This is a genomic window from Salinicola sp. CPA57 (assembly GCF_003206035.1).
GTDB classification, from domain to species: domain Bacteria; phylum Pseudomonadota; class Gammaproteobacteria; order Pseudomonadales; family Halomonadaceae; genus Salinicola; species Salinicola socius.
In genome coordinates this window covers 165414-181347 of sequence record NZ_PZJR01000005.1, presented here as the reverse complement: position 1 = coordinate 181347, position 15934 = coordinate 165414, and the positions used below count along the sequence as shown (strand labels likewise).

Here is a 15934-nt window from a genome sequence, read left to right as displayed (position 1 = left end):
TCGCATCATCCAGAGTCGTGAATCCTGATCACGACAAAGGCCAGCAGAAAGGCGATCGGAGCGACGATCACGAAGCTGGCATAGATCCACGTCACCGCGTTGAGGACCCACGGAGGGGCACTTTCGACGGCGTGAATTCGATCGGGGCGCTCGAGATAGATCCGACGCTGGCCCCATTTGGTATTGCGGTATAGCACCTTGAGGCCATAGCTACTCATTCGATGGGCTGACAGTGGCAGCCCCTTGAAAAACTGCTCCTTCTCCGAGGCCAGCGGCCCCAGCGCTCGATCGACTTTCTCGATGATGAATGGTGCGAGGATCATGCCCACGATGACCAGCAGCAAGGCCAGTATCCCAAGCCCTACCGCTGTGAAAAGCAGAGCTCCGAAGGCCACCGAGCCGTTCATTAGCCCAGGTACATCAGAAGCCAGCCGAAGATGAAAAATAGAAAGCCCGTGAACGTTAGAGGGGCGTGAACCCATACGAGCCACAGCCGTAACCCACGAGGCATTGTTTCCACTGCGTTCACGAGATCGGGCCGCCCTTCGAAGATTTTGCGCTGATACCGGCGCGTGTTACGAAACAGAATGACGCGTCCATACGTGCCCAACCGCGTGAACGAGAGGGGGTAGCCCTTGAACAGGATCTCATCCTCGGGATACATGCCTCCCAGTATTCGATCCACTCTATCGATGATAATCGGGGCGGCCAGTATCCCCAGAATCGCTATGACGAAGGTCCAGAGACCGAAGAAAACTCCGGCTAACGTCACCAGGGTTTCAGTCGTTGTCAGGCTCACCTGTTACTCCTCATCATTGCCATAAACGACCTCGTAAATAGTACTGCCTAACCGACGCCCGGGTGCGTCGCCAGCTTTCATGCCTGCGTAGCCTCCGGTTCCACTAAACAAAGCGGCACAAACTAGTTTACCACCCGGGCTCAAGCCAACTCCCAACATACAGATGCGAGCTCCTGTCGTGGTTCCCATGGCGGTACCCATGGCACCACCGCCGGTGCGGCCGACAAATCCTCCATATTCTTCGAACTGAACTTGGCGACATGTCTGAATATCTACCGCATCGTTACAGGCGTTTTCGACGGCCAGATCCGTCGCTGTATAGTCGAGCGCAATGGCGAGGTAGTTCGTCACATCAAGTGTTTTGGCCCATCTCCCCGCCAATCTGATGCCATCACCGACGGTCGGGACGCGGAACTCCGGCATGCCCTCGATGGCCTGGCGCACGCTGTGAAGTGGATGCTCGGCTGCCACGCCGATCTTAACCTTGAGGTCCCGGGCTTCTTCCGCGAGCTGGAACGAGCGATCCATGAAGTGATGGGCCGCGTTATTCATCTGGCTCATCTTGCCGTCGAGGTAGCTCGAAACCTTGGCAGTCCCCGCCTCCCACTGTCGTGCCAATTGATCGAGAGCTTCAGCTGTCGCGCTTTTGAGAGGGTCCAGGGTAGCTGTCGTGACGCCGATTCTGGTCGACGCATCACTGATGTCTTGAGCCAATTCATCATTCGCACCCGCGGCTGAAGCCCGATCTTGCGAGCCGTTGGCGGCATTCTCCAACTCTATCATCGCGCCCCAGTTGTCCATCATGACCCGCGCTTGCTCCGGCTTGAGCTTCTGTACCGTCTGCTGTGCCAGTCGTGCCTGATCCTGCAGCGTTTTCTCTTCTGCCATGCACATCTGGTTCTCGGGGTCGCTGAGCACGATCAGGGAGCCGGGCAGCACGTAGTCCGGCAAGTGGGTATTGAGCCGCTCGAACATGGCATCGACATTAGGCGATGGGGAAGGCAGAAGGTCGCTCTTGATCTGATCGAGGTAGCCGGCCTTGCGAACGACATGGAACCCCGGCGCGACCTTTGGCTGGCTCTCTTTCTCTGCAGTCTCGTCGCTCATCACCCTGCCGGCTGCCGCCGCAGCGGGAGAGAAGACGGGCTTGGGAACCGGAGGACTTTTCGCCTCCTCGGAGCCGATCATGTGGGTTCCGCCCATCGAGGACACCAGCGCGGCCCCGCAGGAGGTGTGGCAGCCCTGAAAGGCGACCTGCTTGCCGTTGATCCGGAGTGTCGGATGGCCTTCCACAATGTTGCAGACACTGCCGTGGCCATCCTTCGGGCAGGTGACCTTGTCACCGACGACTGCCACCGGCTTACCGTGGACGATGTAGTTGCTTTGACCGGTGATCACCTTGCCGCCATGACTGCTGGCGTCCCCCAGGCGGATCATCCCGTCGCCGGGATTGAACATTAGACATCCCTTACTTCTTCTGTAGTTTCGGAGTCTATTGCAGGGGGGATGAAAATCACAAAGCGTATCCTGGTGTTTTGTGGCGTGATATCCGATCTCTTACAGAAGATTCATCGAATTGCGCCAACCTCGAAACGAGCGAACACGAGCTTGGTTGTTCTTTGGCTAGATAAACGACTTTTAGCCATCAAGAAGCTGTGGATCTTTACGAAGGCTAGCGAATATCCGCACGATAGCTATTGGCTTCGAGCCATAACTGATCGTGCAGATCACCTTGTAAACAGAACATGCGTGGTCGCTGCCGGAAGTCGAACAGGCGGAAAAGATGGTAGCGGTCGGCGTAGGAGCGCGAGCAGGCTAGTTCATTGGGCGAGATGAAGAAGGCGCTTTCTATGGCGAATGCCGTCGTTTTGACTTCGATCCATCGTTCCCGGCCATCCGCTTCGAAAGAGAGCACGTCAAAGCCCGCGCCGTCGCCTTGCGTCTCGGCGATGTGTTCGACTTTGTCGGCCAGCTTGGCATGGCCGGCCTGCGTTAAGCGATGTTGTTCGTAGCTGACCACGAAACGCTCACCGGCCAGACCGAGTTCTCGGTTTCGTGCCTCTCGAGCGAGATAGTCTCGTTTGAAAGGGCGCCGCTCGTACGGGGCAGGCTTCTCGTTGATTTCATGTCGCGGCCGCGACGGTTCGGGAGGCATGACAACAATGGCGTCGTTGGATGGCTCGGCTGAATCGACGGCCGGGCGCTCGGCGGCCGAGCGTGCGGCGCGATCGAAGAGTTCGCTACCCAACAATACCCGCTCCACGGCTTCGACGAGCATGCCCTGATAGTTGCTCAAGGGTTTGTAGCCGTTCACGTAGGGGCAGTCTGCATCGCGTAACACGGCGCTGATATTGCGGTGTTTGTATTCGATGGAAGACCTTGAGCGATCTTCGAGGCGCTCCATCAACGCTTGATTGAGTTGGCTCTTGTTGTAGCGCTGTCCGCTCAGTTCGGCGACGAGCATTTGCCGATACGTTGCAACGATGGCTTCAACTTCGATAACGCTCCAAGACGATTGGGGCATGATAATGACTCAGCGACGATTCGTTTGGTGTGTAGTGCGGGATTCCACATTCGATGAAGCAACAAGTGCGCTAGCCCAATCAGTCATTTATGGACCCGCCGAATCGGCCCCGGATAACGCGCGACTAATTCATCCGCCGTCAGCAGCAGAAAGCCCTCGGACTCGGCCTGGGCGACCAAAATTCGATCGAACGGATCCTTGTGAATATCCGGTAAATGGCTGACCGCCAAGGTGTGTTGAGACGTGATGGGTAGCTCGAGATAGCCGTTCTCGATCAGGCCACGGCGTAGGAGGTGCGGATCTACCTGGAAGTCGGGGCGATCAAGGGCGGCTTTGATCACGATCTCCCAAAGACTCGCGGCGCTGAAATAGACCTTGTTGTCCTGATTGTTGATGAGCCCGGCCGTCTCATCGGAGAGCCGGTCGGGCTCCGCCGCTGCCCACAGCAGCACATGGGTATCGAGAAGCAAGTTCATTTCAGGCTCCGAACATGTCGGCGATCTCTTCCTCGCCCATGCGATCGAAATCTTCGGGAACCTTGAACTGGCCTTTCATGAAGCCAAGTCGTTTTTGCTGCCCGGCATCCGGGCTATCGATGGCCATGACCCTGGCGATTGGCTTTCCGGCCTTGGCGATGACGAACCCTTCTCCTTCCGCGGCTTTGGCGAGAAGCTGAGAGAGTCGGGTCTTCGCTTCGTGAATGTTGACGGTTTCCATTGGGCAGGCCGATAACTTAGTTCGTTGGACTTAGTCTATTTGAAGTTGCTGATTCTGTCGCTACCGAGTTTGGCGTCTTCACTCCAGATTCTGAATCTTAATGTAGATTGATAAAAATAATTCAATAAAATCAGGTATTTAATAATTTATTTCTATGTTTTTTTGAAAATACTACCCGCTCTACTACCCAGAGAGCTGGTGTAAGATTTGGCACTGACCGACGGTGGAGGCAAGATGCTTTGGCAGGTCAGGCTGTGCAGCGATCAACGGCCTCGACATCGTGCATACGCTAATGTTCTCGCGATCCGAGCCGCTGGGCAAGGATGGCGCTGTACTGTTCCATTTCATCGTCACACCGATCTCGGCGCCGCCCGAGGAACTCGACGATGTGCCACTCGCCAGTGGTGCTGGAGTGGTTGCCTGCGCAAACGGGCACTGTTATCTAAGGGGTAGCTCACGCTTGAACTGCATGAATGTGCTTTGGCCTGATTCCTTGTGCAAACAGAAGCTCTGGGGCGAGGGCAATAACAACGAAAGGGGAGCTGGGTGTCTATTGTCAAAGAGGAATATCGAGAGCTCCCGCCACGAGGCGAGAAGCTCTGTGATGTAGTTGTACTCTCACAGGCCTGGAAGAAGTCGCACACCTATATCCGCCGGCACAACTGGTATGCGGATGTTCTAGAGCTGGATGCTTCGGCCATCGATCTAGAAAACCAACTGGTGTGTTGGGCGGAAGAGGTCTGCCATGTCGATTTTCTGCCGAGGGACTTGCTGCTCGTCCCCGCGCCCAAGAACTCACGCTGGTGGTTTCGCTCCACCGACGAGTTGTCGGCCCTTGACCTTGATGGCTCAGGCATTGAGCCGACGTTTGAGGACTGGGCACCCAGCGAATTAGATCAGGCAGAAGGAACTGCGAAGCAGGCAGAAGAGGAACAGCCGCGCCAGAAGCTGCGACCATTGGCCCACCTGTCCATTCGTGATCAGACCTTGGCAACGACGGTAATGATGTGTCTGGCGGAGGCTGTGGAGTCGGCTCAAGGCAATACGTCAGGGACTGATGTAGCGGAAATGCGCACAAGTGGCGTAGTGAGCTACGGCAACCGCCTACACTGCACCTGGGTCACAAATGCTGGCGTGCGGCCTCTGGCTCAGTTTTCCTGGGGCAACAGCAGAACTTATCGCCAGTATTTTCAGGACTACCGGACATTCCTCGCGCGACCTCGACGCGTCTGTGCTGAACTGGCACCTCAGCTGCGGCCACGGCGGGAGCTGTTTGTGGTATCTCTGGACATCAAGTCGTTCTTTGACCATGTCGATCGCGACGCGTTGCTCGCGGAGCTGAAGTTCCTAGAAGGCGAGCACCAGACGGAACACGGGCGGCCTGACTCGGCGGCAGCGGACGCGACGTTCTGGGAGCGAGCTGAACGAATCCTATCTTGGCAGTGGCGTTCCGAAGACCAGCGAGAAACAGAGCTGATCCGCGGCGGAGAACGTGGAGAGCTTGAGCTCGGGTTGCCCCAGGGACTAGTCGCCTCAGGATTCTTTGCTAACGCCTATCTTGTTAGATTCGACCGCGACATGCAGAAGTCTGCAGCCGAAGGTGCCGTGATTGGCGACGACGTCAAGCTGCTGGACTACTGTCGGTATGTCGATGACATGCGTCTTGTTGTCGAGGCCAAGAGCGGGACTGGTGGACTCTGCCAAGCCACGGTATTGAAGCATGTCAAATGCCATGTGGAATCGGCCTTGGCAACACATTGCGACCGCATCAGCGCGCAAAGGGTACTTAAGCTGTCGTTGGAAAAATGTGTGGCTACCCCATACTTGGCGATTTCATCGCAGAGCCATGTATCGGCCCTAATGGAGATGCTCAACGCACAGTTGAGCGGCACCTTCGATCTGGAGTCTCTGGCGCAGGCGGCGGGCGGCCTTGACGGGTTGCTGGGAATGTCTGAGCAGATTGAAAGCGGCGCAGCTCCCAAACCTTCTCGATTGTCGTTGGCGACGGTCGCTGTGCCTAACACTGACGTACGAGACGACACCGTGAAGCGGTTCGTCTCGACGCGCATTGCCCAACTGATGCGGCACCGGCTAGCTATGACAGACCTCGAAAGCCCAGCCGGTTCAACTGAGACCATTAGCGACCAAGTGACACAGGGCGTGGTGCTGTCGCATGAGTTCGAGTCAACAGCGCGCAAGCTCATCAAGTGCTGGGCCGAGAACCCCGCGCTAGTCTTGCTGCTGCGGTGTGGTCTGGACCTATTTCCGCACCCCCGTCTGTTGAGTCCAGTGACCGAAGCACTCAACATCAAATTGTTTGACGTGGTTGGGGGCTTGGACACCGCCCAGCGCAGGCAGGTGCGCGTGGCGGAGTACGTTCTGGCCGACCTCTTGCGAGCTGGCGCAGTGGAGACTGGCTTCCGTGACAAAGAAGAGTATCCGGATGGTGTGGATATTCAGGGCTACCGTGAGGATCTCGGCGGAATCGCTCGCCGCGTATTGACCGAACGGCTGTCATCGCCCTGGTACCTACGCCAGCAGGCTCGCCTTTATCTAGCGGCCATTGGTGATGCTTCGCTCGCCGCAGTGATCGAAGTTGCCCCCGAGCTGCAAACGTATGCGGCATTGCAACGCGCGGCGCTGTTCGAACCAGCAAAAGGTGACCAGCTAAAAGATGCTATACCTCTAGCCATCGTGGCTCAGCAATTGCAGCCTAATGTGCGACGCTTCGGTGTGTGGTTGTCGGAAGGGCTCCGGCGGACGGACGACGAAGGGATCCGAGAAGCAGTTGTGCATGCCGTAGCACTGAGCCGTCCGGACTTATTGATGGCCGCGCTGAAGGGGCGACGCGCATCGAACTGGCGCCAGTTTGTTCCAGCCGCACTGATCCAAACTCAAAAGCGTCCCGGCAGTTCGCGAAAACACCCGGCCAAGATGAAGGGCAAACAGTCTCTGTTGAGGTTAATCAACGAGCCAGACAACCTTTTCGGTCAAGAAAACCCTCTGCTCATGCTCGCTGATGCGTTGCTTCGCAACCCCGAAGTGAAGGAGCAGTTGTCCAAAGGGGCAAGCGCCGCTGACATTGAGCTTCAATGCAAGGATTGGTCGAGGCTATCGGAACTCCCCGAGCAGCCTGACTTCCTGGAAGTGGTGTCAATTAAGGTCAGTGATGTTACGAACCCGTTGTACGCTAGCCCTCCTTGGGTGGTACCTGAAAAAGCTTGGCTTTACGGGATGGGTCGCATCCTCCGCTCAGCTCTTACCGGCGAATTTGACTTCACGAGCCGTCGCTACCTTGTCACAGAAGAGATTGGCCGTTACAGGGGGCTGCATAGCACCTGGTTGAAGCGCCGTTTCGGCCTTTTGAATTCTGGGCGCGGGCTGTTGGAAGAGCCAGGGCCAGTATCACCGTGGCTTTCCAGTCTGCTTTCGACGCTCCTGCAATGGCCTGGAGTTGAGTTCCGCGCTAATGCTGCATCGGCAGCGGGCGATGCTCAGACCACTACCGAACTGCTGGCGCTTGTTCAAGAGCGCATGGAAGTGCAGAGGGGGCTGTTTGGCCGCCGAAGCAAGACCCCGATGTACGTGGTGCCTGTCGATGACCATGAGCCCTTGCAAGACCGGCCGCTACGCGTGGCCATCGTTCAGCCGATGCGCCCGCGCCGAGAGGAGTTTAATGACAAGGATCCAACGCACTGGACGCCGGGCGTTATGTCCGAGCATCGCCGCCATCTCGCCGAGGTTTGCAGGCTGACCCATCAGAAGCTCAAGACCTGGGCATCGGCAAGTTCCGCGACAGTATCCAACGATACCGATGATCCCGTAGTCGACGTCATTCTGTTCCCCGAGCTGGCGGTTCATCCGGAGCACGTCTTCCTGCTGAGACGGCTTTCAGACAAGGTGCGAGCCAATATTTTCACCGGCTTGACGTTTCTTCATTCAGACAAAGCGGGCGGTACCGTCAATCAAGGCCTTTGGCTGATTCGAACTGAATCCCCGGGCCACGGCCGGGCGTTCCAGTACGTGTGGCAGGGCAAGCATCATCCGACGAAGGATGAGGTGAAGATGGGGGTGAAAGGTTACAGGCCTCATGTGACGTTGGTTGAGCTACCAGTTGGGGCTAAGTCGCACACGCGCATCGCAGCGGCTATTTGCTATGACTCTACAGACTTGGACCTCGTCGCCGACCTTCGCGACAGGTCAGACATATTCTTGGTCGCAGCGCTAAACCAAGATGTTCAGACGTTCGACAACATGGTGGCGGCGCTGCACTTCCATATGTACCAGCCGGTGGTCCTCGCCAACTCGGGTGAGTTCGGTGGCTCAACCGCACAGGTACCTCTACCCAAGCACGATCGACTCATTGCACATGTACATGGAAATCAACAGGTCGCCGTCAGCGTGTTTGAAGTTGATCCCTCTCTGTTCAAATCCACATCCATAGCTAAGGCTCCAAAAGCTTTAAAGGCGCCGCCGGCAGGGTACAAGGGGCGAATCCGATGATTGGGGACCGAAGGGTTAAATAGAGGAAATCAATGAGAGTAAAGTAATGTTACTCTGGAGGTATGAAGGTTTGTCAAAATTCTAGCTAGGGGGTCACGTGTCTATCTGGCTCTGGATCATGGTAGGAATCGGGCTTCTTTGGGCGTGGAAAGCGAGACAGAGAAAACGTGAGCGTATTCAAGAGAATAGAGTCAATCAGCAGCTCTCAGTTTATCTCCGCGAAACATCAGAAGCCGAAGCGTCGCCAGGCATCCGGGCCGGAGGCCTTGACCGCTATAGCTGGGCTGAGCCAGACATTGATTACAATGTGACACCAGATAAGTGCTGGATTCCCGCTGGGCACTCAACAACTATCGCTGGCGTCCAAATCGAAGGAGGGTGGCTGTACGTTGGGCGTGGACTGGCCGCCAGCAACACGAGGAGCCTGGAACCCGCCCTCATTGATCCAAGCGCCAAGGTCGTAAAAAGTTGGTCGGACAGCCCAGGTGATTCGCTTGGTTATTGGCCCAGCTATCAACGTATTAGTCCTGCAGCAAGAGCAGAATATCTCTCGTTTTTAGCGTCCGGCAAAGACGACCCAGACGTAGCGCTTGGGTACGTTTTCCTTTACTTCTATGGCCTTGAACGTCGCTTGCTGGTGGACTTTTCGGCGGGTTGCGTCTCCGATGAAGAATACGAGGCACTGGTTGTTGAGGTCGAGCGGCTTCTCGTACGTTACGGCCGTCATGGCAGCTTCAGCGGTTACGCGACTCGCTTAATCGACTACGTGTCCGTTCTTCGGGGTACGCTGGACGAACCTAGCGATGAACCTTCTTTCACTGGTATGCGTACAGGCCTACCCAGTCGGCTGGTCGTCGATCTTGGTATTTTTTCTTCCCAAGGAAAGCCGATTCCTGCTCCTTGGGCATACGCCTGGGCGATACAAGACCCGCAGTTCCGTTTGAGAGCGCCAGCAGAGCGTTGCCCCGAGGAGTTCAAAGCATTGTTTTCGGCGCTATACGCAGAGCGGTATGGTTCGGGTATCACTATTAAACCCAACAAAACGCTTTTAACTCCATCTTATCGACCCGCAAGCTCAGGCATCCCCGCGCAAAGTATCACGACTCAGTTGCCCGACGTCACTATCTTGAAGCGGCCGTCAACGGCAATCGCAGCCCTAGTGGATGAGTGTTGTAGCCAATTGGATGCCTACAGCCGATTTGTCGGCAAATATCCTGATCGACGTGATTCTGTGGAGGGGCTGACCAAATTGCCGGCCATGCTCGCGGGCGATCGTAAGAGTGAAGCCGTCATGACTCTGGAAGCGACTCTCAAGGAAGAGCTGGCTACTCTGAAGTACCCGAGAATTGCGCTGGGGGACTTGATTGAAGACCTTTCCATCGAGATGAATACCAAGCCTACCGCTAAGGGAATGATAGCGCTGGCAGGCATACTCGAAACGGCTGGTATCGGGTTAGAGCCAGATTATCGGTATACCCGTGTATTACCCTATCAGGATAGTCGCTGCATCATCTTCGCGATCGATCATCGAGACCACTTGCCTCCTTCAGACAATTTTTCGCAGGCCTCTTTGGTCCTCCGGCTCGCTGGCTTTGTACTGCATGGTCAGGGCAACAGCCTCACCGAGCGTCATCACGCTATCGTCGATGACTATCTGGACCAGCTCCCCGCAGTGAGCGAGCACGAACGTCGACACCTCCTGGCTTATTTCCAATGGGAGATCGAGCGAAAATCGACTCTGGGCGGTATGCGCCGTCATGTTGATGAGATGAACGAACTTCAGCGTGAACAGTTGGAGCATTTGCTCATCCGCTTGGCGAGTGCCGATGGTGTAGTAGACACGGATGAGATCAAGAAGCTACGTCGTGCGTCAACACTGCTCGGACGTGACCCCGATGCGCTCTATGCCAGAATCCATAGCGCCATGGCTGAACCAGTGACTGTCCGCCGAGCGAATAAGGCCACGCGGAGTTTCAGTATTCCGGCCCCTGCAGCAGCCTCGGGTACTGAATCTGCGAGAAATGCTGATATGCGTCAGCCTCTCGACCGTGACGCGATTGATCGAAAACGGGCAGAAAGCGAAGAGCTTTCTGGAGTACTGAGCAACATCTTCAGCGATAAGACAGAGTCGACCGGTAGATATCAGTCCAGACCTAGCACACCCGAAGTCATGCCTGTTGCGCCAGATACGCAGATAGTCTCTGAGCCACAAAATATTATTTCGGGGCTTGATGATGCCCATTTATCTCTTCTAGATACCATCGCAGATTGTGAACAAGGGCTGACAACTATAGAAGCACAGCGTCTCGCAGGAAAGCTGGGCGTCTTGTTGGCGGGCGCTATCGATACGATTAATGAAGTAGCTTATGAAAAGACCGATGCGCCGGTACTTGAGGAAGAAGATGGTGTATTGGTCGTAGACAGCGAGATACTTGAGGAGATGAAAGGATGAGCCGATTACGGGACCGAGAACGCAACGCCATCCTGAACTCCCTGCGTGCGGGGGTTGTGCCGCGTGTCGGCCAGCAGCATATCCAGGTTGGTCGAAGAGACGAAATTACCGCGCTGATTTCCGATATCGACGCATTGGCCGACGGAGGGTCTGCCGTAAGGTTCGTTATCGGAGAGTACGGTTCCGGCAAAACGTTCTTCCTCAATCTGGTTGGTTCAATTGCGAGAGAAAAAAAGCTGGTGACGGTGTCGGCTGATCTCACGCCGGATCGGCGCATTCACGCCACGGGAGGACAAGCTCGCGCGCTTTACGCAGAGTTGATGCGCAATATGGCGACTCGCGCCAAACCTGATGGCGGTGCGCTGGCCAGTGTGACTGAGCGGTTTGTTACACAGGCTCTACAGCAGGCTGAAGCGAACGGCACGACGCCTGAAAACGCCATCCAGGCTGGGCTCAACAGCTTGATGGAGATGCACGGAGGATACGACTTCGCAGCTGTCATCAAGGCCTATTGGCGTGGGCACGACAACGACGATACCGAGCTTCAACAGGCGGCAGTTCGATGGCTTCGCGGTGAATACAGCACGAAAACTGAAGCCCGTGCGCTTTTGGGCGTGAGAATCATCATTGATGACTCGAACGTCTATCAGAGCCTCAAACTAATGGCGCGCTTCGTGCGATTGGCCGGGTTCGATGGCCTGCTGGTGACGCTCGATGAAATGGTCAATCTCTACAAGCTTTCCAACAGCCAAGCCAGGAACGCCAACTACGAGCAAATCCTTGGCATCGTCAACGATGCCCTACAGGGTAGTGCCGATGGTCTGGGTGTGCTTTTTGGTGGCACGCCCGAGTTTTTGATGGACCCCCGTCGTGGGCTCTATAGCTACGAGGCACTTCAATCGCGGTTGGTCGAGAACCGTTTCGCGCGGGAGGGGTTGGTTGACCTGTCGGGACCAGTGATTCGCCTAACAAATCTGAGCCAGGAAGATCTATACCTACTGTTGCAAAAAGTCCGCCGAGTATTTGCTCGAGGAGATTTAGGCGAGGATCTCCTACCCGATGCTGGCATAGAAGCTTTCCTGGATCACTGTCATCGCCAGGTTGGGGATGCCTACTTCAAGACGCCACGGAATTCAGTGAAGGAATTCACGCAATTTTTGTCGCTACTGGAGCAGAACCCGACTCTGCAGTGGGATCGCTTGATTGACCGCGTACAGATCGCTCCCGAGACGGCCGATCAAATCCCCGATATGCCTGATCCCGCTATTGCTGAGACTGGAGAGAGGACTCTGGCATCAGGGGAGAGACCGGGCAGGGCTGATCAGGACGATGATGACTCGTTGACATCTTTCAAGCTCTGAAAGCGAGGCTTGGATGAGCGATAATGCTTCAAGTGCTTTTCATCGCCTCGATCGCCGAATTCAGCGCTGGATATGGCGTCAAGGCTGGACCGAGTTACGCGATGTGCAAGAACAGGCCGTCGCTCCCATGCTGGACGGTGGGCGGGATATCCTTCTAAGTGCCGCCACAGCTTCTGGCAAGACCGAAGCCGCTTTCATGCCGGCGCTTACCGAGTTGCTCACAGCAAGCGATGCAGGTGCTACGCCTGCGCCACTACTGCTATACGTGGCGCCGCTAAAAGCGCTGATCAATGATCAGTTTCAGCGGCTCGAACTGATGACCGAAGCCACCGACGTGAGCCTGACGCCTTGGCATGGAGACATCTCCGCGTCCTACAAGAAACGCTTCCGTAAATCACCGGGAGGCATCCTGCTGATTACTCCCGAGTCTCTTGAAGCGTTGTTCGTTCGCACGGGAACAGAAATTCCGAGGCTTTTTGCAGGGCTGGGTCGCGTAATTATAGATGAATGGCATGCCTTCATCGGTACTGAGCGGGGTATTCAACTTCAATCGCAATTGGCTCGACTCGAAATTACTCTCCAACGGCGTATACCTCGTATAGGCCTGAGCGCCACTCTTGGTGACTTGCCACTAGCGGCAGAAGAGTTACGGCCGGGTGATGGCGCGTCGTGCGTCACGATCGTCTCGCGCAGTGACCACCAGGAATTGCAGGTTCAATTACGAGGCTATGAACGCCAAGCGCCTAAACTGAATCGCAAAGAAGCCGATGCCCAAGCTAGCCGGGGAAGAGAGGTAGCGATCGAGGATATCACCCATGGCGACCAGCTAGAGATACGAGACCACCTGTTTGACAACCTTCGCGGGCAGTCAAACCTCATTTTTGCCAACAGCAAGAGAAACGTGGAGTTATATGCTGAGCTTCTGCGGCGCAAGTGTGAGGATCTGCGGCTACCGGAAGAGTTCTTCGTGCACCATGGCTCACTGTCCAAGGATCTTCGTCATCATGTGGAGTCGAGCCTGAAGGGAGGTAACAAACCTCTGACGGCTGTGTGTACCTCCACGCTGGAGATGGGAGTCGACATTGGCAGCGTGACTAGCATTGCTCAGATCGATGTTCCTCATGAAGTGGCTAGCCTACGTCAGCGCCTGGGGCGTTCTGGTCGACGTGGGGAACCTGCGGTACTGCGGATTTACCAGATCGAAGCCGAGCTTACCCCACAGACGGCTTATCTCGATCGACTGCGTTCTGGTGTGTTCCAAAGTGCGGCAATGGTGCAGTTGCTCGTTGAAGGATGGTGCGAACCACCGAAAACAGGATATTTGCACCTATCGACGCTGGTGCAGCAGATTCTTAGTCTCGTCGCTCAATATGGCGGTGCTACAGCTGCTGACATTTGGCGCGTACTGATCAAAACCGGCACCTTCCGCCACGTCAGCCAAGTACAGTTCACGACTTTGCTCAAAGCGATGGGGCAAGCGGAATTGCTAGTTCAGGCTAAAAGCGGGTTGCTATTGCACGGCCCTATTGGTGAGCGAATAGTTAATCATTACGAATTTTACGCCGCGTTCACTGCTCCAGAAGAATTTACTCTATTTCATGGTAGCAAGATGATTGGGATGTTGCCGATCGATAGCCCCATCGAGACCGGGGGGATGTTGGTATTCGCCGGTCGTCGTTGGGTGATCGTCGATATCGATGATGATCGCAAGGTTATTGCTCTCAAACCGTCCGCTGGTGGGGCTCCGCCCATCTTCGGAGGGTCAGGCGGAATGGTTAGACGTGAGATTCGCCAGCGAATGCGTCAGCTTTATAGCGACGGTAAAGCGCCGGGTTTTCTCAATCGAGGCGGCCAAAGGCTATTTGCTCAAGGGTCCGCGTTCTTCCGTGAGATGGATCTCGATCGGCAGCCGATTCTCCAAGAGGGACCACAGACGCTCATCCTGCCCTGGGAGAGCGACCAGGTCCTCAATACGATTGCCCTGCTACTTAGTCAGCAAGGTCTCAAAGCTGAACGGGAAGGGGTTGGGGTATCAGTGCAGGAGTGTCCTGCTGACGAACTTGTCGGCGTCCTGACAACAATATTGAAGTCGGCCCCCATCCCAGCCGATGAGCTCGCTATGCTCGCGGAGAACAAGCAGTTTGAAAAATACGATGGATTCTTGCCGGATTCGCTTCTTTGCAGTGAGTTTGCTGCGCGGATGCTGGACATGGAGGGTGCACTGGAGACGATTGACGCGCTAGTAACTATTAACGCTCGGTAAGTATGGACACTCAGAACGCGAATCTTGCAATCAATATTGCAGCCCATCAGATCACCATCGGGAGGTTGGTTCACATTCGCCTAAATCATTACCCCCAATCACTTAGCGATCGGGGGCCTTGAAGTCGCCGAGCTCTTCAGGGATGTTCGACTACGGCTAGGATGTCGATGATCTACTTTTCGGTAAACCTCGCGCATTTCGTGGTTCATCCTCTAGTTAGGTCGGACTTTAGTAGACGCTGGAGATAAAATCCCGTGGCAGGCCCCTGGACATCAAAACGTTATGTGCTCCCGCTTCTCTTTCTACAGTACCTACCCGCGCTTCGCTCACCGCATCGGTGAGCTTCGCGTCGACGACCCGCCGGCCCCTCGCTACAACGTGGCGCCGGGGACTTGGATCTCCTCGATTCGTCGGCAGGCGGACGACCCGCAGCTGACGTTCGATAGCGTGTGGTGGGGCTACAAGCCGAAGTGGGCGGGGGAGACAGCGCCGCAGCCGATCAACGCCCGCGTCGAGACGGTAGCCACCTCGAAGTTCTATCAGGCGGCGTTCCAGCGGTACCGGTGCCTGATCCCGGCGGACGGCTGGTTCGAGTGGCTACCCGGGCCAAGCCCCAAGCAGCCGCATTTTTTGTGCCGGGAGGATCGGGAGCCGTTCTTCTTCGCCGCTATCTGGACCGAGCGCGCCGATGGCAAGCCGGGCGTCGCGATTATCACCGAACCTGCCCGCGGCTCCGCGGCAGATGTTCATGACCGCATGCCGTTGATACTCACCGACGGGAGCCTCGAGCCCTGGCTCGATCCGGATCTCACCGACCGCGAGACCATCCGCCGGTTCGTGCGCCACGTGCCGGCCGAGGCGTTCACGCATTGGGCCGTCTCGACCCGCATGAACAAGCCGGGCGAGGGTGAACATTCACTGATTCATATCGCTGATGGCGTATAATAAATTTTTCACCGATTACTCATGCTAGGGCGTCCAGTTCTTTTATTTTCTGCTCTATATCATGCTCTTTACTGTCGAACCTGAAGTTATCATTTTGGTAGGTGGTGATATAGAGATGTCTTTTTGTAGGGGGCGCTAATCCTTCCATCGCACCTTTTTTGAAATGCCCCCACAAAGTCGTTGGGTTTTTTTCCACTTCGAAGTTAGATGCAATTCTTCCAATAAAAGTTTTCGCTTCGTCAGGGACTTCTTCAGAAATTCCGTAATTTTTTATATTTGACACTTTTATTCTTGTTTCGCCAATTTGGAAAAATTTTTCACTCATGACAGATATCTCAGTTTGGTTTGTATTGAGAGTTATCGGCCAGAG

12 protein-coding genes are annotated in these 15934 nt (G+C 55.6%); 5 read left to right on the top strand and 7 right to left on the bottom strand.

Annotation, left to right across the window (positions count from 1 at the left end; genetic code table 11):
• Positions 1–5 precede the first annotated feature (5 nt).
• From DOM36_RS07335 to DOM36_RS07310, 6 genes are all read right to left on the bottom strand, one after another.
• Complete coding sequence (locus DOM36_RS07335) at positions 6–344, bottom strand: hypothetical protein (protein ID WP_157958589.1); 339 nt, start codon at positions 342–344, stop codon at positions 6–8.
• Positions 345–406: 62 nt separating this feature from the next.
• Positions 407–799, bottom strand: coding sequence for a hypothetical protein (locus tag DOM36_RS07330; RefSeq protein ID WP_110642255.1), 393 nt, complete (start codon positions 797–799; stop codon positions 407–409).
• Between the two features lie 3 nt (positions 800–802).
• Complete coding sequence (locus tag DOM36_RS07325; RefSeq protein WP_110642253.1) at positions 803–2257, bottom strand: PAAR domain-containing protein; 1455 nt, start codon at positions 2255–2257, stop codon at positions 803–805.
• A gap of 214 nt (positions 2258–2471) precedes the next feature.
• The gene (locus DOM36_RS07320) at positions 2472–3323 is read right to left on the bottom strand and encodes a DUF3883 domain-containing protein (RefSeq protein WP_110642251.1); all 852 of its coding nucleotides are present in this window, start codon (positions 3321–3323) and stop codon (positions 2472–2474) included.
• Positions 3324–3406: 83 nt separating this feature from the next.
• The gene (locus DOM36_RS07315) at positions 3407–3799 is read right to left on the bottom strand and encodes a type II toxin-antitoxin system VapC family toxin (protein ID WP_110642249.1); all 393 of its coding nucleotides are present in this window, start codon (positions 3797–3799) and stop codon (positions 3407–3409) included.
• Between the two features lies 1 nt (position 3800).
• Positions 3801–4040: a type II toxin-antitoxin system prevent-host-death family antitoxin gene (locus DOM36_RS07310; RefSeq protein WP_110642248.1), complete on the bottom strand. Its 240-nt coding sequence runs from the start codon at positions 4038–4040 to the stop codon at positions 3801–3803.
• A gap of 546 nt (positions 4041–4586) precedes the next feature.
• On the opposite strand from DOM36_RS07310, the gene DOM36_RS07305 reads away from it, so the two are divergent.
• From DOM36_RS07305 to DOM36_RS07285, 5 genes are all read left to right on the top strand, one after another.
• On the top strand, positions 4587–8543 hold the full coding sequence (locus tag DOM36_RS07305) for an RNA-directed DNA polymerase (RefSeq protein ID WP_110642246.1): 3957 nt from the start codon (positions 4587–4589) through the stop codon (positions 8541–8543).
• A gap of 97 nt (positions 8544–8640) precedes the next feature.
• Positions 8641–10995 (top strand): TerB N-terminal domain-containing protein, encoded by a 2355-nt coding sequence (locus tag DOM36_RS07300; RefSeq protein WP_157958588.1) that lies wholly within the window; start codon positions 8641–8643, stop codon positions 10993–10995.
• Positions 10992–12356: an ATP-binding protein gene (locus DOM36_RS07295; protein WP_110642242.1), complete on the top strand. Its 1365-nt coding sequence runs from the start codon at positions 10992–10994 to the stop codon at positions 12354–12356. Before DOM36_RS07300 ends, DOM36_RS07295 begins: the two co-directional genes overlap by 4 nt.
• 13 nt (positions 12357–12369) lie before the next feature.
• A complete protein-coding gene (locus tag DOM36_RS07290; protein WP_110642240.1) occupies positions 12370–14619 on the top strand; it encodes a DEAD/DEAH box helicase in 2250 nt (749 codons plus the stop codon).
• A 282-nt stretch (positions 14620–14901) separates the two neighbouring features.
• The gene (locus tag DOM36_RS07285) at positions 14902–15564 is read left to right on the top strand and encodes an SOS response-associated peptidase (RefSeq protein ID WP_110642238.1); all 663 of its coding nucleotides are present in this window, start codon (positions 14902–14904) and stop codon (positions 15562–15564) included.
• A gap of 19 nt (positions 15565–15583) precedes the next feature.
• Here DOM36_RS07285 and DOM36_RS20030 read toward each other — a convergent pair whose 3' ends face one another.
• A complete protein-coding gene (locus DOM36_RS20030) occupies positions 15584–15889 on the bottom strand; it encodes a hypothetical protein (RefSeq protein WP_157958587.1) in 306 nt (101 codons plus the stop codon).
• Positions 15890–15934 lie beyond the last annotated feature (45 nt).